Annotated in this window: 14 protein-coding genes; 5 read left to right on the top strand and 9 right to left on the bottom strand. The window is 34.6% G+C overall.

Annotated features, from left to right (window positions below):
• Positions 1 to 499: 499 nt before the first annotated feature.
• Positions 500 to 856 carry a 50S ribosomal protein L19 gene (gene rplS, locus BW926_RS08715; RefSeq protein ID WP_027378316.1) on the top strand — a complete coding sequence of 119 codons (357 nt, stop codon included), beginning with the start codon at positions 500 to 502 and terminating at the stop codon, positions 854 to 856.
• 758 nt (positions 857 to 1614) lie between these two features.
• Here rplS and BW926_RS08710 read toward each other — a convergent pair.
• From BW926_RS08710 to rpsA, 3 genes are all read right to left on the bottom strand, one after another.
• Positions 1615 to 2595 (bottom strand): EamA family transporter, encoded by a 981-nt coding sequence (locus BW926_RS08710; RefSeq protein ID WP_076446251.1) that lies wholly within the window; start codon positions 2593 to 2595, stop codon positions 1615 to 1617.
• 123 nt (positions 2596 to 2718) lie between these two features.
• Positions 2719 to 5316: a T9SS-dependent M36 family metallopeptidase gene (locus BW926_RS08705; protein ID WP_076446249.1), complete on the bottom strand. Its 2598-nt coding sequence runs from the start codon at positions 5314 to 5316 to the stop codon at positions 2719 to 2721.
• Positions 5317 to 5628: 312 nt separating this feature from the next.
• Entirely contained in the window at positions 5629 to 7428 is a 1800-nt protein-coding gene (rpsA, locus tag BW926_RS08700; RefSeq protein ID WP_076446246.1) for a 30S ribosomal protein S1, read from the bottom strand.
• Between the two features lie 341 nt (positions 7429 to 7769).
• Here rpsA and BW926_RS08695 point away from each other — a divergent pair, with 341 nt between their 5' ends.
• The 3 genes from BW926_RS08695 (at position 7770) to BW926_RS08685 (ending at position 10968) form a co-directional block, all read left to right on the top strand.
• Complete coding sequence (locus BW926_RS08695) at positions 7770 to 9077, top strand: DEAD/DEAH box helicase (protein ID WP_076446243.1); 1308 nt, start codon at positions 7770 to 7772, stop codon at positions 9075 to 9077.
• A gap of 115 nt (positions 9078 to 9192) precedes the next feature.
• Entirely contained in the window at positions 9193 to 9537 is a 345-nt protein-coding gene (locus tag BW926_RS08690) for a MerR family transcriptional regulator (protein WP_076446257.1), read from the top strand.
• Positions 9538 to 9666: 129 nt separating this feature from the next.
• Positions 9667 to 10968 carry a ComEA family DNA-binding protein gene (locus tag BW926_RS08685; protein WP_076446241.1) on the top strand — a complete coding sequence of 434 codons (1302 nt, stop codon included), beginning with the start codon at positions 9667 to 9669 and terminating at the stop codon, positions 10966 to 10968.
• A 155-nt stretch (positions 10969 to 11123) separates the two neighbouring features.
• On the opposite strand, the gene rluF is transcribed toward BW926_RS08685, so the two are convergent.
• The 5 genes from rluF to BW926_RS08660 form a co-directional block, all read right to left on the bottom strand.
• The gene (gene rluF / locus BW926_RS08680; RefSeq protein WP_076446239.1) at positions 11124 to 11849 is read right to left on the bottom strand and encodes a 23S rRNA pseudouridine(2604) synthase RluF; all 726 of its coding nucleotides are present in this window, start codon (positions 11847 to 11849) and stop codon (positions 11124 to 11126) included.
• The gene (truB, locus tag BW926_RS08675) at positions 11824 to 12555 is read right to left on the bottom strand and encodes a tRNA pseudouridine(55) synthase TruB (protein ID WP_076446236.1); all 732 of its coding nucleotides are present in this window, start codon (positions 12553 to 12555) and stop codon (positions 11824 to 11826) included. Before truB ends, rluF begins: the two co-directional genes overlap by 26 nt.
• Positions 12556 to 12602: 47 nt before the next feature.
• Positions 12603 to 13421, bottom strand: coding sequence for an undecaprenyl-diphosphate phosphatase (locus BW926_RS08670; RefSeq protein WP_076446233.1), 819 nt, complete (start codon positions 13419 to 13421; stop codon positions 12603 to 12605).
• Between the two features lie 136 nt (positions 13422 to 13557).
• Positions 13558 to 13857, bottom strand: a complete 300-nt coding sequence (locus tag BW926_RS08665; protein WP_083672289.1) for a DUF3098 domain-containing protein — start codon at positions 13855 to 13857, stop codon at positions 13558 to 13560.
• A 3-nt stretch (positions 13858 to 13860) separates the two neighbouring features.
• The gene (locus BW926_RS08660) at positions 13861 to 14760 is read right to left on the bottom strand and encodes a cell division protein FtsX (protein ID WP_076446230.1); all 900 of its coding nucleotides are present in this window, start codon (positions 14758 to 14760) and stop codon (positions 13861 to 13863) included.
• 92 nt (positions 14761 to 14852) lie between these two features.
• Between BW926_RS08660 and rsmA the strand changes: the two genes are divergently transcribed.
• Complete coding sequence (gene rsmA / locus BW926_RS08655) at positions 14853 to 15626, top strand: 16S rRNA (adenine(1518)-N(6)/adenine(1519)-N(6))-dimethyltransferase RsmA (protein WP_076446228.1); 774 nt, start codon at positions 14853 to 14855, stop codon at positions 15624 to 15626.
• A gap of 197 nt (positions 15627 to 15823) precedes the next feature.
• On the opposite strand, the gene BW926_RS08650 is transcribed toward rsmA, so the two are convergent.
• The gene (locus tag BW926_RS08650; protein ID WP_076446226.1) at positions 15824 to 18196 is read right to left on the bottom strand and encodes a choice-of-anchor L domain-containing protein; all 2373 of its coding nucleotides are present in this window, start codon (positions 18194 to 18196) and stop codon (positions 15824 to 15826) included.
• Positions 18197 to 18281: the final 85 nt, after the last annotated feature.

Genomic DNA, 18281 nt, shown 5'->3' with positions numbered 1-18281 from the left:
AAATAAAATTTGTTTAGGATAGTGAAATATTAGTATATTTATATGAGTAGAATTTTTCATATAATTTTTTTTTAGACCGCGTTATGCGGTCTTTTCATATTAAATATGTTTAAATCTGTTCAAACTTTGTAGATCTTTCTTCTTGCTTAAATAACCACCGATGTAACGGCTTCCTTTTGTGTAGTGAAACGAAAAAAAGATATAGTGAAAAGAGGGAAATTGCTCCTAACAAGTTTAATATGTATTGGGTTTAAATTACAAATAAATAATATAAAGACTGCCTTAGCACTGCTTTATAATTGTACAAAAGTAGAATTTGCATATAAACTATATCTGATTGGATATTAGTTTGAGTCAAGCTTCTGATCAAAAATTATCTTATTTTACATACAGTTTGTTTTGAATATTTAAAAAATATTTTGTACATTTGCAACCTGTTATTCAACCTCTGACGAAGACCGTGTAAGTTGCTTAGCATTAACATTTTATTTTATTAATAATGGATTTATTAAAGTACGTACAAGATAAGTACATTGCGAAAAAGGAATTCCCTGAATTCAAAGCAGGTGATACAATTACTGTGTATTACGAAATTAAAGAAGGACAAAAAACAAGAACTCAGTTCTTCAAAGGAACAGTAATCCAATTAAGGGGTACTGGTTCTACAAAAACTTTTACTATCAGAAAAATGTCTGGTGATGTAGGTGTTGAAAGAGTATTCCCAATCAACATGCCTGCTTTACAAAAGATTGAAGTCGATAGAAGAGGTAAAGTTAGAAGATCAAGAATTTACTACTTCAGAGATCTTAGAGGTAAAAAAGCGAGAATTAAAGACGCTGCTTACAAAAAGAAATAATTCAGACAACAATAAATACAAAAGAGACTGCTATTTTTAGTGGTCTCTTTTATTTAGGGTTTGATGGCTTGCTTCGAGAACCTCAGTCACGGATCAAAGCTTATTCTTATCAATACTTAGAATTTACGATATGTTTGTCATTCCGTAGGAATCGAAACCCAATTTTTCATACTATATTTTAATACTATATCTGGATACTTTCAGCATTATAAACTATAAAAATAAACTATACACAATCATTTAAACTTCCAGCTTTCAATTTTCTTACTTAATAAACCTACAACGCATTCCAAAATTTATCATAAACTTTGATGTACGGAAGGGGGGTCTCCTAGATTTCCAATCTCAACAAGCTTAGATCCGCCAATCTGTTGCTGTACTTTTTCATAACCCTTGATATTGCCTCCATTTAGATGGCAATTCTTTCGGGACGCTGTATCTAATATCAAAGCAGTAACCCACATGCTACTTTTGTATAGATAATCCGAGTGTAAGATCCAACCGCTAATTATATCCAGCCAAGGTTGATATTCAGCTTTCCATTTGTGATCGTAATAAGATTTTAACTGATAATTTCTATGGGGTCTGCAGTATTTTTTAATTTCGATTGATATGTCTGGTCAATAGTTTGATATACCACAAAAGTTTTATAATCTTCGAGACCGATAACTTAAAAGTACGGCAAAAATCTTAAGATTTTCATCAATTTTAGTATTAAAAAACGTTCAAAAAATGTAAAAGTAATTTATTTAATATTTTTAATGAGCTTGTACTATTTTGTATTCTTTTTGCGAAGGTAAATTCATTAAAACAATAGCAAAAAGAATCAGCCCAATTCCTATCCACTGAACAGCTGCTACTTTTTCTCCCAATAAAATGAAAGCCATTGCTACAGAAACCGGAAGTTCCAGAGACGAAACAATACTCCCCAATCCCAATCCTGCATTTGGAAAACCTATATTGAATAAAATTGGAGGTATGATTGTTCCGAATAAAGCTAAAACAAATCCGTATTTCCATAATATAGAATATCGAAAAGAGTGTATATATTCTTTATTTTCCGTAAAATGTAAATACATTGTCTTTAACATTTGAAAATGCAGCGGTCCGATCTGCGTTAAGAATAAGAATATAAAAATTATAATCGCGCCTCCCAAAAGCATGATGATGCTCTTTCTGAAAACTGGGAGGTTGGTTGCCAAAGTATTTGAGGTAAACATGGTCAGAGTATAGGAAGCCGCCGCCAGTAATCCCCAGAAAATTCCTTTAAAATCAAGCTCAATTTTTGTATTGATTAGGTTTGTGGCTAAAACTGTCCCTATTAAAACTATTATTACTGAAACTATTTTTCTTGTATTCGGTAACTTTTTTGTCAAAAAACTTTCTATAACCACACTAAACCAAACCGACTGCATCAATAAAACTATTGCGATAGAAACGTTAATATATTGAACTGAAATATAATAGAATAAGCTTGTGCATCCTAAAGAGGTTCCGGCCAGCATTAGGTTTCTGATTTCTTTTGCACTTGGTGATGGTAATACTTTTTTTGATGTTACTGTCTGAATAAAATTTAACACCAAAAGACCGATTAACCCAAGTAAAAACTGTGAAGTTGTAACTTCTGAAGTTGTATAACCTTCCTGGTAAGCTAGCTTCACAAAAGTCGCCAACATCCCATATATACTTGCACCAATTCCTATAAATAAAACTCCTTTTAGTATATTTTTCTTCTCCATAATTCATTTTCTGAATAGGCTGCAAAGTTACAATTATAAATTGAAATATTTAAAGCTGGAGTCACGAAAAAGCCCCGGCGCAAGCTTCGTTTGCGCCGGGGCTAGATTATAAGTAATTATATATTATTTTTTAATGATAACTTTAGAAGCAGCATCAATACCCAACCCTTTTACTTTAACCATATAAGTTCCGTTTATTAATCTGTCTGTAGAAATTGCCTTCTTGACATCCGGAGAAATTTTGTCTTCAGATGAAACCAATTTTCCTGACATATCATAAATTTCAACACTTACTTTTCCTATAGTATTGTTTGGGAAATTAATAAAAAATTCGTTTTTAGCCGGGTTTGGATAGATTGAAATATTATTTTTAACCGTTTTCACCTCATCCGTAGCCAATACACATTCTGCCGGAACTGTGAAATCTTGTACTTGGTCATTAATATTGGTTTTTGATCCTGTAGATGCATTTACGCCAAGTCCTCTTTTAGCAAAGGTTCTCCAGATCATACATTTATCAACACCTCCCGTTGTTGCTAATTCTGCCTGCAATATTGCATTTCTTCCATCTATGAAAGTAGGATTACAAACCTGAAGCTTAAGACCATCTACAATCAATTGTAAGACTCTTGAACTACCATTGGTTGTATTTGCTGTTACATCAGAAGAATATCCGTATTTAGCAACATACTGCCAATGAAGATCCCATAGCATGGTTGCCCATACAAAACCGATAGAATGTACATCTGGAACCAGCTGTCCATTTGGATCTGTATATTCCATTCCATTTGTATTTCCGTATGTATAATTATTTATGGTAAAATCCGGTGAATATTTTGCAGGCCTGATGCCCATTCCTGTTGTTGCTTCTCCAATCGCATAAGTTCCCATCCCTCTCGGAACGGATGCATTATCTCCAGCTTTATTTGTCAGCATTATAGCGAAGAAATCGGACCATCCTTCTCCCATTTGTTCTTTATCTACAGATGAGCTTAAGCATGTATATCCATCACCTGTCAATCTGTTTGATATGCCATGCCCATATTCATGGATCACAATTCCATTATCAAAACTTCCATCAGGAGTTACTGCTGTCGCGGGATCATTTTTAAGAGTAACATTAACTGTAGTATTTGATGAAAGAAGACTATTAATATAATCTCCTTCAGATTTTTTAATTAACACTGCCGGAATAGTAATAGTAGCATCTGTTCCCGACATGCCATTTATTGTTTCGCCATTTGCAGCATTATTATAAATAATTGCAGCTATTGCTCCTGCATCCTGTAAATTTTTTGTTTTAATTGTATAAGCACATGTTCCTCTTTCAACTAAGCCAATCTTACCTGAAAGTGATGCTGCTGGTAATGCTGTACATCCGTCTAAAACAGGTGACAACTGTACATTTCCTGTAACTCCTGTAGCATTTAAGGCAGGACCAAAAGTTGAGGATGTGGCTATTGCAGGAGTTCTTGAAACAGCCTCAACAGGAGCATTATAGAAGAACTTTTGATTTAAAGAATTCCAAAGGTACATTTGCATTCTTGGTCTGGCACCATCCTGAGGAGTTGCAAAATTTGCATTATTCATACTTCCACCATCTTGTGCTTCTGCACGTACATAATCATTACCTAATCCTCCGTTTCCAAAATTATTTTGCTGGAAATTCCTTGCTGCCTCTGTAAAGCCAAATTTATAAAAGATATCATGTATTTTATTATTTATATAAAACAGATTCGTAATTGATGTATTTTGGTTGGCTGAGGGAGTTCCGTTATCACTATATGGAAAATTAAAATTTCTTGACATACCCCCGTCCGGTGAATACCCTGCTACATTTGTGTTTGCAGTATCTTCATAAGCATAAACATTGTTTCCTCTAGTTATTGTATAGTGAGTCGTTCCATCAGAATGCCATCCTTCCGGTGATGAGCTCAGAATCCAAGGATTAGCTGCTATACTTCTTGATCCGAAAGTAGGCGCTTCAATCGGCAGCTGGAAAACATTATAGGAAGCATTGTCCGGAGCTAAAAAACTATAGCCGCCCTTTTCTTCATAAAACTTCTTATTTTGAGGAAAAACTGATTGTGAATGATCGTGAGAATATGCTCCATGATTAAAATTACATGAAAGTGTAAGATTGTTTTTCTTAATAATATCCCCTGTATTTGCATTTATCAGAATATTCCACATATTGGAAGAATGTGGCTCCGAAAGAGTAAATTCATAAGCAAGCTTCAAAACTCCTTCATCTTCAACATAGATCAAACGTTGTTTAGCCGACTGTTGATTTTGAGGTTCTGCATCCTTAAAATCATGTATCTGGTAATTTCCAACTTCTTCTTTTTGCAGATTTTGCGAGATTTTTTGAAGCGCTGCAAATTTACCAATGGAAGCATTATTTGAGACTGCCGAATGATAATCTTTCAAAAAACTATCATAAAAATACATAATCTTGTTATCTCTTATAAGCACTGTTCCTATAGCATTGTAAACAGGAAGCCCATTATAAGTCTGTTGAAATTTCACAACATTACCATTCAGTGATTTTGAAGCTTCGACATTATCAATGATAAAATTTGTAAGATCAGACTTTTTATATTCCCTGATTTTATTTTGAGAAATATAATCTTTAATTAAGTTTTCATTGTTTTGGGCTAACAAATCAGACGTAAAGAATGCTGAAGTCACAAATAAAAGGGGGAGAAATATTTTTTTCATACAAAATTAATTAATGCCGCTAATTTATAAATTATCAATAACAAAAATAACATAACATTAAATTATTTTTATTATCAATAGTTAATTTTAATTAATTCCCCATTTAAAATAAAAAAAAACCAACTTTCAAAATTCTTTAATTAAATTATTCTACAGTAATTGAATTATTTCTTAATAATTTTTTCGCTATACTTTTACATTTCTTGGGAATCAATTGCATCTGACATCATTAGATTTTGAATATAATTTTGTTCTTTTTTAAATAAAAAAGCCACTCAAACGAGTGGCTCATATTTTAAAATGGTTTAAAGATTATTTACCTTCTTCCATTTTTCTTTTTAATTCTGCTAATGCATCAATATCACCTAAAGTTGATCTTTCTTCGTTGTTTGAAGAAGATGATACATTGTTAGATCTGTTGTTAGAAGCTTCTCTTGCATTTTTCTTCTCCTCATCTCTGAAGATACCTGTGTGAGAAACTACCACTCTCTTAAATTCTTTATTGAATTCAATTACTTTGAAATCAGCCTCTTCACCTTTCTTGATTTTAGATCCGTCTTCCTTCTCTAATAATCTTGATGGGCAGAATGCCTCAACTTCAGCATCTTCGAACTGTACAGAAGCACCTTTATCGTGAACCTCTACTGCTTTACCAGCATGGATAGTTCCTTCAGCATATTTAGTTTCGAAAGCATCCCAAGGGTTTTCAGTCAATTGCTTGTGACCTAGAGATAATCTTCTAGCTTGGATATCCAATTCAAGAACTACAACGTCTAATTTATCACCTACTGCACAGAACTCAGATGGGTGCTTGATTTTCTTAGTCCAAGAAAGATCAGAGATGTAGATTAATCCGTCGATACCTTCTTCTAACTCTACGAATACACCAAAGTTTGTGAAGTTTCTTACAGTTCCTACATGCTTAGATCCTACAGGATACTTAGCTTCGATGTTCTCCCATGGATCTTTAGACAATTGCTTAATACCAAGAGAAATTTTTCTTTCGTCTCTGTCTAATGTAAGTACTTCAGCTTCAACTTCATCACCTACTTTTACAAAGTCACCTGCAGATCTTAAGTGAGTAGACCAAGACATTTCAGAAACGTGGATTAGTCCTTCTACACCTGGAGCGATTTCTACGAATGCACCATAGTCAGCAAGAACTACTACTTTTCCTTTTACTTTGTCACCTACTTTCAAGTCAGCAGAAAGAGCATCCCAAGGATGAGCTTCTAATTGCTTCATACCCAATTGGATTCTTGTTTTCTCATCATCAAAGTCAAGGATAACAACTTTTACAGTTTGTCCGTCCTCAAGGATTTCAGATGGGTGGTTCACTCTAGACCAAGAAAGGTCTGTAATGTGGATCAATCCATCAACACCTCCAAGGTCGATGAATACACCGTAAGAAGTGATATTCTTAACAGTACCTTCAAGAACTTGTCCTTTTTCTAACTGAGCGATGATTTCTTTTTTCTGACCTTCGATATCTGCTTCGATCAATGCTTTGTGAGATACAACTACGTTTTTGAACTCAGGGTTGATTTTCACAACTTTGAACTCCATAGTTTTCCCTACGAACTGATCGTAATCTTTAATTGGCTTAACGTCAATTTGAGAACCAGGTAAGAATGCTTCGATTCCGTGTACGTCTACGATCATACCACCTTTAGTTCTAGATTTAACAAAACCGTTAACGATTTCTCCAGTTTCGTGAAGTTCGTTTACTTTATCCCAAGCTTTTAATGTTCTAGCTTTTCTGTGAGATAATTGTAACTGTCCAGTTTTGTCTTCTCTTCTGTCAACCATTACTTCAACCTCGTCACCTACGCTTAGGCCTTGGTTGTAACGGAATTCGTTAAGAGAAATTACACCTTCAGATTTGAAGTTGATGTCTACGATAGCTTCTTTGTCAGTTAATCTTACAACTTTACCAATTAGAACGTCGTTATCGTCTAAGTTGTTTAAAGATCCGTTGTAGATCTCTTCTAAATCGCTTTTCTCTTTTCTCGCATCTGCATCAAGACCTGATTCGAAAGAATCCCAATCAAATTGTTCTGGTGCTACGTTTTGGTTTAATAAAACCTCTGCTGAATTTGTCTCTTTTGACATTTTCTAATAAAATTTGTATTCCTTCTCTTTCAACGGTTTGAATAAATGTGAATTGAAAAATACGGAAGTAATTAATTATAAGTAATTTACTTATCAAACCTTTTCGTCACAAAAGTGGGTGCAAAGATATGAATTTTATTTGAGATAAACAATTATTCTCATGACATGAAAAATTTATATAACTTAATGAAAATCAGTAATTAGGAAGATAGAAGCCGGGTGCTGAAAGTTTTACATGATTAAGTATAGAGCTCTTCACTTTATTTAAAATAACAAAAATATAAATCCGGAACAATCAACCATCAACCATCAACCAACAGCGAAATACCTATCTTTGCAAAATGCAATTAGACTCTATCTATCAAAAACTGCAGATTCAGGATATGAATCAGATGCAGAAATCTACATATAAAGCGACAGAAAACAATCAGGATGTTGTTTTGCTCTCTCCTACCGGTTCGGGAAAAACATTGGCTTTTTTATTTCCGGTTCTTCGAAATTTAAAGAAAAATGTTTCTGGAATTCAGACCTTAATTTTGGTTCCAGCAAGAGAATTGGCATTGCAGATCGAACAGGTTTTCAAAGCAATGGGAACAGATTTCAAAGTTTCGGTTTGCTATGGCGGTCACGATAAAAAAATTGAGGTCAATAATTTAATTGAAGCTCCTGCGGTTTTGATAGGAACTCCGGGAAGAGTTGCTTATCATTTAAGAAATAATAATTTTGATCCAAAAACGATTCAGACTTTGGTTTTGGATGAATTTGATAAAGCGTTGGAATTCGGTTTTTACGATGATATGGAATTTATTTCCATTTCATTAAAAGGTCTCTCTCAAAGAATTTTAACTTCGGCGACAGCAATGGATCAAATTCCAGCTTTTACAGGTTTGAAAAATGAAAAACTAATCAATTTTTTAAAATTAAATGAAGCCAGGCCAGATATTCAGTTTAAAAAAGTAATGACGATTTCTGAGGAAAAACTAGATACTTTGTTTAATTTAATTTGTAAAATCGGAAACAAAAGAACCTTAATTTTCTGCAATCACCGGGAAGCGGTTGACCGTATTTCCGAGCTATTGCGTGAAAAAGGAGTCGACAGAGAAACCTTTCATGGCGGAATGGAACAAGACGAAAGAGAACGTGCCTTATTGAAATTCAGAAATGATTCTGCAAGAATTTTAATCACCACAGATTTGGCATCAAGAGGTCTTGATGTTCCGGAAGTTGAGTCGATTGTACACTATCAATTACCTTACAAAGAAGATGCTTTCATCCACAGAAATGGTCGTACCGCGAGAATGAATGCTAAAGGTTTTGCCTATTTAATTATGACTGCTGAAGAAAATTTTCCTTTCATAAAAAATAATACGCCGGAAGAAAACGTTGCCGGATTCAATAAAGTTCCTGAGAAAACGCCCTTTCAGACAATTTATATAAGTGTAGGCAAAAAAGATAAGGTCAATAAAGTGGATATTGTTGGATATTTGCTTAAGAAGGGTGAACTTCAAAAAGAAGATGTCGGCCTGATCGAAGTAAAAGATACTACTTCTTATGTTGCCGTTTCTAGAAATAAAGTGAATATCGTTTTGAGAAAACTGTCAAATGAAAAACTAAAAGGTAAGAAAGTGAAAATGGAAATTGCATATTAAGGTTGAGGTTGAGATTTATACTAAGATTAAGCGCATATAAAGAAATCAACTTTTACAACCTTGATTTGCAATGAAAATCAAAAAATTTTTATCTTTGGAAATTAGGATCCGAAAAATGAAGATAAATCTACCCGATAAACTGTATTATTCCATAGGAGAAGTGGCAAAAGCTTTTGATGTAAACACTTCATTGATACGTTATTGGGAGCAGGAATTCCCTATTATTAAACCTAAAAAAAATAAAAAAGGTAACCGTTATTTCACCCCAGAAGACATCAAAAATCTTCAAATGATCTATCATCTCGTGAAAGAAAAGGGTTATACCCTTGACGGAGCACGTGTTGCACTCACTACAAACAGTAAAATTTCCGAAACTATAACCTTAATTGACCGTCTGGAATTTGTAAAAGCAGAGCTTTTAAAACTAAAAGAGTCCTTGGTAGAAAAAGACAGTGAATAATTGAAATTTTCACCAATCTCTTGTATTCTGCTTTATTTTTAAAAGGATAAAACTAAAATTATATTCTAAAATAATCCAATTGCAACCTGCTTATTGCTAAGACTTACAATAATCATTAAGTTTGCGGCGATGAAAAAAATATACTATAAAAAAGTAGCATTTATAGGAATGCTGCTGATTATTCTATTTGCTTTCCAAAATTATACATATAAGGATAAAGAAAACTTTTCCGATGTAAAATTTATCTATAATTCTTCAGTTTCAATACATCTTGCAGAATTTGATCCAAATGACCTGAATGAAACCCAATGGCAGAATCTGGGTTTCACGGAGAAACAAATATCAACCATTCTTAATTATAAAAAAGTCGTTGGCGGAAAATTTATTTCTAAAGAACAGTTCAGAAAATGTTTTGCAGTTTCTGCAGATAAATTCGATGAACTGGGGTCATACATTTTACTTCCGGAGACCAATAAGGAAGCTAAAACGGATGGCTTTAAAAGTTTTGAGAAAAAATCAATCACAATCCCAGGAAGATTTAATCCTGACCAGTTTTCAGCTAATGACTGGATAAAAATGGGTTTCAGTGAAAGACAGGCCGAAGCGATTTTAAAATATAAGAATTACCTGGGAGGAAGTTTCGTAAGCAAGGAAAAATTCAAAGAATGTTTTATCATCAATGAAGAAAATTATAAAAAGTTGGCACCTTATTTAGTTCTTCCAGAAAAAACACCAAATAATTACAGAAGTTTTGCTAAAAATTTCAATACAGAAAAAACTAAAATCCAGTATCATTCTTTTGATCCAAATATGTTAGATTTTGACGGTTGGAAAGCATTAGGTTTCTCCGACAAACAGGCTCAAACGATCATCAATTACCGCGACAGAAATCTGAATGGTAACTTCAAAAGCCTGGAAGACATCCAAAAATGTTTTGTTATTTCCACTGAGAAATTTGAAGAGCTTAAACCTTATATTAAATTTAATTCATTTGCTATTGCAAGGGATAATGAAGTTTCTAAAGCTGAGATTAAACAAGAAAAAACAGATTTTTCCAAAACAGACCTGAATGCAATAACATACAAGCAGCTTTTGGAATTCGGGCTGGATGAGAAAAGCGCAGGAATGATCATTGGTTTCAGAAAAAAATTAGGCGGATTCGTCAATAAAGAACAAATTTTAACGACTTATAATATTGATAAAGAGCTTGTACAGAAGCTTCTTTCCATTGCGCTTTTAAATAGCTCTAACGTACAAAAATATAGTCTTGTTGACGCACCTGAAGAATGGCTGAAAAATCATCCTTATTTCAAATATTCAGCAGATAAAATAATTTTTTACAGACTGAGCGAAAAAGATGAAAAAAAAATCTGGAAGCTCCTAAAAGTAAAGCCGGAATATGAGGCAAGAATGAAGTTTTACCTTAAGTGATATGGGATTTCGGGATACTAAGTTTAGAGATTCGGGATGCTTCGGCAGGCTTAGCATGACGTCGCGAACGTCAAAATTGTTAGTATTAGAAATATTATGCTAAAACAGGTCGAAGCATCTGTATATTACAAACTAAAGGTTATGTTTTACAAGAATTAATCAAATGTCTTGCTAGAGCCTTCTACAAGTTTCAGCAGTGTTGAAAGTTCTTCATCTGTCAGATTTCTCCATTTTCCGATTGGAAGATCTAATTTGATGTTAAGCACGCGAATACGTTTCAGTTTTTTTACTTCATAACCCAAATATTCGCACATTCTTCGGATTTGTCGGTTTAATCCCTGTGTCAGAACGATTCTGAAATTCATTTCATCGATTTTTTCAACCTCACATTTTTTGGTGACGGTATCTAAGATTGGGACACCGTTTCTCATTTTATCCAGAAATTTAGGAGTAATTGGCTTGTCTACTCTTACAATATACTCTTTCCCGTGATTATTTCTCGATCTTAGAATTTTATTCACGATATCTCCATCACTGGTTAAAAGCATTAAGCCTTCACTCGGTTTATCAAGCCTTCCGATCGGAAAAATTCTTTTTGGATGATTTATATAATCAATAATATTATTTTTTTCACGTTTTGTATCTGTCGTACAGACAATTCCCACTGGTTTGTTGAAAGCAAGATAGACATGGTTTTCTTGCGGTTCGCGGATTGGTTTTCCGTCAATTTCAATGATATCCTCATCTGAAACTTTCGTTCCCATTACCGGAATCTGCCCGTTGATCCTGATTCTTCCTTCCTCCAAAAGCTTATCTGCAGCTCTTCTGGAACAGTAGCCTATTTCTGATAAATATTTATTGATCCTGGTTTTCTCCTGCATCGCTAAGTTTTAATGTTTCAAATCTAAAATCATTTTCTAAAAAATCAGAAGTTGCGCCCTCTATTTTGTAATTGCCTATTTTTGTTCTTCTTAATTGAGTAAGATAGGCTCCAACACCCAATTCCTGACCTATATCATGAGCAAGACTCCTAATATAAGTACCCTTTGAGCAGCCCACCGTAAAACTTACCAACGGAAGGTCAATTCTAATAGCATTGATGTAAAAAATGGTGGTTTTCCTGGATTTCATTTCAACTTCCTCTCCCGCTCTGGCCAGATCATATGCTCTTTTTCCTTCGATTTTAATTGCTGAAAAAGCAGGCGGAGTCTGATCAATCTCACCAACAAATTTTTCTAAAGCGTTTTTGACCTGTTCTCTGGTAATGTGAGAAATGTCTTGGCTAAGAATCTCTGGTTTTTCAGTATCGTAGGATTCTGTCTGTACGCCGATTTTTATTTCCGTCCAATATTCTTTCGGAGCATCCTGAATTTCAGGAATCTTCTTTGTGTACTTGCCACAACATACAATCAAAAGACCGGTAGCTCTCGGATCAAGAGTCCCTGCATGGCCGATTTTAAATTTTTTAGGTAGATTAAACTCTCTTTTGAGTTTATATTTCATTTTATTGACAGCCTGAAAAGAAGTCCAATCCAAAGGTTTGTCTAATAAAAAAATATATCCTGATTGTAGATCTTCTGCGGTCATTTAATATTAATAATGAGAATGGGATAATAAGTAATTCTTTAACCTGCTTATTTAAAAAAGTAAAAATAAATCAACAAAGCCACTCCAACGAAAATACGGTACCAGCCCCAAGGTTTAAATCCATATTTATTCAAAACACCGATGAATGCTTTAATAGCGATCAATGCAACAATAAATGCCACAACATTTCCCAAAATGAAAATTGTGATGTGATCCTGAGATGACATGATCATTTCGTAACCTTTTTGAGGATTTGGAGTTTCCTTCCCCCATGTTTTTACAAAAACAGAATATACCGTCACCGCCAGCATGGTAGGAACCGCCAGAAAAAAAGAAAATTCTGCAGCTGCTTTTCTCGTTAATCCTTGTGCCATCCCTCCGATAATGGATGCCGCACTACGGCTTGTACCGGGCATCATAGCCAAACACTGCCAGAAACCTATCGTGATCGCATTTCTTACACTAATCCCCTTTTCATTGTCAATTTTAGGATTTTTAAACCATTTATCTGCAAACAACAACACTACTCCACCCAAGACCAGCACTGATGAAATGGCAATCTGATTACCTAAAACCGCTTCAATTTTATCATCAAATAAATATCCTAAAACCAAAGCCGGAACTACTGCAAAAGCAAGTTTAAAATAAAACTGCAAATTTTTTAAATCAAAAAATTTTTTCCAATAGGCCACTACGACAGAAAGAATAGCCCCAAACTGAATGGAAACCTGGAACATTTTTAAAAATTCATCTTCCGGAAGCCCCATCAGACTGGCCGTGAATCCCATATGAGCCGTTGAAGAGATAGGAAGATATTCTGTTAATCCTTCGATAATAGCAATGATAATTGCTTTGATTAAATCCATAATGCATTAATATTAAAAGATTTAAAGATTAAAAAATTAAAAGATTATTGCCCACTCATAAAATCATTGGATGATTTAAGGTGATCTAATTTTTTTAATTTTTTAATCTTTAAATCTTTAAATTAAAATTTATTTTCTATTTTCTTTTTAAGATTGCATATGCTTCAATGGCAAAACCTACCACTACAAATAATGGTGCAATTCTGATTCTGCGAATGGAAAAAATTCCGTCATTCCATGAATTTGGATCAAATTTTCCGTCGATTGTATTGGCATCAGGTCCCATCATTAAAAGGAAGCCTGTTACAATACATGCAAACCCGATCAGCATCCATTTAAAGTTTTGCTTTCCAAAATAAAAAGTGTTTTCCTGTGGCACTTCAGGTGTTTGTTTCCCAAAGCTGTCTGCGGAAAATTTATTTGTTTTTTTGCTCATTTTTTAAGAGTAATATAAATCGTCAACGTTTGATCTTAAGAACCTCCAGGTTGCAAAAACCGTGCTTAGAACCGAAATAAAAATTCCTACACCCAGCACCAATAGCACCAGCCAGAAATACTGGTTAGTATCCTGAACAAAGGCAGATCCAATCTGGCTTGTAAAGTAATACCAAAGGCCAAACAGCACTACAAGACCGATTATCGATCCGATTGCACCCAAAATCACAGCTTCTACAATGAAAGGTTTTAGGATAAACCTTCTTTTTGCACCAACTAGCTGCATGGTCTTAATAATAAATCTTTTTGAAAATATTTTCAAACGGATTGAATTATTAATTAAAACAACTGCTAATATTAAAAATAATATAGAAAAACCTAAAATCCATTTAAGAATTCGGCTCAAATTATTATAAACATCAACCATTAAAGTACTGTCGTTCTTCACATCGATAACTCCAGGAACAGCTTTGATAGCCTTAATTGCTTCATTAATCTTTGCAGGATCTACATATTCGGGTTTCAGGGCGATTTCTACAGATGATGGAAAAATATTTTCTTCAAAAAGAGCGTCTGCATCAATTCCCATACTTTTTTTAGCTTCCTTAGCCGCCATTTCCCTGGTAATATAGGTGGCTTTTTTTACGGGTGCCAATGCCTGTATTTCTTTAAAAACCTCAGCTTCCATCTTTGCAATTTTTACAGAATCTTTAACATTATAATTTTCGTCAAAGTAAGCATTCACTACAAGCTGTTCTTTGATATAGTCAGAATATTTTTGAGCATTGATTAAAATAAGCCCCATTAATCCTAACAAAAATAACACTAAGGCAATACTTATTACTACTGTAATATTGCTAGACCTAAGCCTTTTCTTATTAAACTCATCTACAGATTTAGCCATTAATATTAAAATTTTTGGCTAAAATAGAAAAAAACTTCCGAAATTTGGGAACGAAAAAGAGAAAATCACTGTTAATAAAATCATAAAAAACATTGAGTGTAAAAGCAAAAAAGCATCTTGGTCAGCACTTTCTGACAGATGAAAATATCGCAAGAAAAATTGTTGAAGGTCTTAGTTTTGAGGGATATAAAAATGTAATGGAAGTAGGCCCCGGAATGGGAGTGCTTACCAAATATCTCCTGGAAAAAGACCAGTACATCTACCTTGCAGAAATTGATCAGGAATCCATTGAATACTTAAAAAATAATTATTCTAAAGTAACAGAAGAAACTTTTGTGGGTGATTTTCTGAAACAGGATTTTGAATTTACAAAAGGCGGACAGATTGCAGTAATAGGGAATTTCCCTTATAATATTTCCTCGCAGATCTTATTCCAGATCGTGGATCATTATGAGCTGATCCCGGAAATGGTGGGTATGTTTCAAAAAGAAGTTGCTGAAAGAATAGCTGCAGTCCCGAGAACAAAGGACTACGGAATTTTATCCGTGCTTGTGCAGGCCTATTATGACACTTCGTATTTATTTACGGTTCATGAAAATGTCTTCAACCCACCTCCGAAAGTAAAATCCGGGGTTATCCGGCTGACAAGAAATTCTAAGGAGGGCTTGACAGGAAATGAGGTTTTATTTAAGCAAATAGTAAAGGCCGGCTTTAATCAAAGAAGAAAAAAATTATCAAACGCTTTAAAAATTCTGAATATTCCTGAAGTTTTAAAAACTCATGAATTCATGGATAAAAGAGCAGAAGAATTGAGCGTGGCGGATTTTATTTCTTTCACACAATTGTGGAAGGATAATGTTTCTTAAATACAGATTTCACCAATACTTAAATATTATTTCAAATTTTGGCTAAAGCCAATTCGGAGAATTTACTATTTAAGCGGGCTAAAGCCCACTCCTATTGATAAAAAAGAGTTTTATTAATACAGCCTATCAATAAACACTATACAAAAAAACCCTTCAATTAATTTTGAAGGGCTTTTGTTTGCATTATCGATTATAATTTATTCTCTGTTTTTAAGCATGATCCATCCGGACTGGCTCATGTTTGCCTTTGACTTCGGATACTGGAAGTTGAATTTATACCAATATGTCGCAGTCGGCAGTCTCTTACCTCCTACGGTTCCGTTCCAGATAGGATTCTGTTTTGAGAATCTGAACATTTCTGCTCCGTATCTGTCATAGATAGATCCCGTAAAGTTTTTGAAATCACCTAAAGCAGTAAGATCTAATGTATCATTGATACCATCCTGATTTGGCGTAATGATGTTTGAGATATGCAGTGTAAAGAATTCCAAAGCTCCAACGCAATGTGTTCCCACCGTTCTTACCTGAATATGGTAAGTTGTATTATTCTGAAGACCTGTGAAAACATTTGATGGCTGCCAGGAAATACCTCCGTCGATAGAATATTCAACTGTCTGTGGAATATTATTAATCATTGGAACCTCTGCTGTAACTGTAAGCGTATTATTACTATAATCAATATTGGTAACAAAAGGAGAAGCTGCCGCTAAAACGTGTGCTGTAAATGTTTTCTCACAATATCCGTTTTTGATCGTTACCGTATATATTCCCAACTGATCTACATTGATTTTTTGGGTAACTTCACCTGTACTCCACTGATACGTGTAGTTCGGACCTGCACCTGCATCAAGGGTAATTCTGTCTCCCTGGCACATTTCTACATCGGCAAGCGGAGAAGTAAGCTCAGGAACCACTTCTACAAGAATTTTAGCAGGCTGTAAAGACTTACATCCTTTCGGACCTAAAGCATATACTGAGAATGTAGTGGTATTGTAAACAGTAGCAGATTGTGTGTTTCCTGTTCCCGGAAAGTTTGCCCATTCATAGGTAGCACCACCTGTTGCAGTAAGGTTTACGGTTTCACCCGGACAAACTTTAATTTTTGATGCAACTACCTGAGCTGTAGGAGTAGCTTCTTTTAATAGTTTTAATTCAATCATTTTGCTACAGAATCCTCCGTTGGAAACTACCACATACAGGATTTGCCCGTCATTTCCATTATAATGTAAAACATCTGTAATATAATTATTATTCTGAGCTAGTGCATCAGCTTGATTTTCATAAAAATGGAAAACAGCGCCCGGAGTTGTACTGATCGAAGGCATTGCATTCGTGAGATCAAACCATGTAACATCCGTAGTTGTACAAAGCAGCAATGAGGCATCTACCGCCGTCGGTGTTGTTCCGCCGTTAATTTTAATATTGGCTTTACCTGGACAAGGATTTCCAGGAAAAGTTACCTGAATCTCATAGTTACCCGGCTGTGTTGCAGTAATCGTAGGTGTTGTAGCACCCTGTACGGCAACTCCGTTATAAAACCATTGATAAGTCATATTAGGGTCACTTACAGAAGCTGTAATTACCTGAGGTACATTGTCACAAACATTGATTTCTTCCGGCAAAGTGACTCCTGAAGGATCTAACAATTCAACACCTATGTTAAAAGATCCCCCCTCTAAGAATACCGCAGAGTCAAAGCTTCTATCTATGGCATCAGCTAAAACCATTTTAAAGTGATAAGACTGGCCTGGAATTACTGTAGCAGTAGCCTTCATTGGGACAGTTCTGCCATTATAATTTGTTTCAATATTAGATGTGTTATATCCACCAAAAAAAGCTACATTTGGTGCACCACACCCCATATTAGTTCCCGAAAAACTATTTTGGGGATGGATATTGGTAATACTTACTGGACCTGTACCAGGAGTCGGCACAATCGCCATATTTATGTAAGGTCCGCCTGCAGTAGGTTTCAGCAATAAAGCAAATGAATCACCAAAGCTACATGGAAAGGTACCTGTATATTCTTCGGAAGCAAAGAGATAGTTGAATTTTACCTGGCTGGAAGTCGGTACAAAATCGAATTCCAAAATAACAGCATCATTAAGGGTTGCTGAGGGATTGGTAGCTGCTACAAGATCTGGATCACTCCCGGTCGGTAAAATATCACCTAAGGTAGTACTTTCGAAGCTATTCCCAGATCTTCTTACATAACCTGTAGAAAGTACAATTCCATCTTTAAAGGGAAAGTTGGTAGTCGCCTTGTGAAAATATCCCCAGGATCTGTTATTATTACTTGCTGGTAAGCTTGGACTTACCTGAACATTCGATACGTTTGGGGTAACGCAAGAATTGGTTCCGGATGAAATTAATACGTCTTTAACCAACTGTAGAGGATCATAACTCGAAGCCGCATACCCAGTTGCATTCACATCAATAAAAGCCCCTGCTTTCATTGTCGGAGCGGAAGCTTTTTCATTTTGAAGTTTTCTTGGAGTAAGTACTTGCGAATAAAAGAGACTAGACGAGGAGGTCATAAATAAGGAGAACAATAGTAGATATCTCTTCATAAGAATTTTTTTTCAACAAATTTAATTTTTTTTTAAATATATCACATACTATATTTAACTTTTTATTAAAAAACAAAATATCTAA

The sequence above is a fragment of the Chryseobacterium sp. RU37D genome, assembly GCF_900156075.1.
Classification (GTDB): Bacteria; Bacteroidota; Bacteroidia; order Flavobacteriales; family Weeksellaceae; genus Chryseobacterium.
This window is presented reverse-complemented; position numbering and strand designations above follow the sequence as displayed.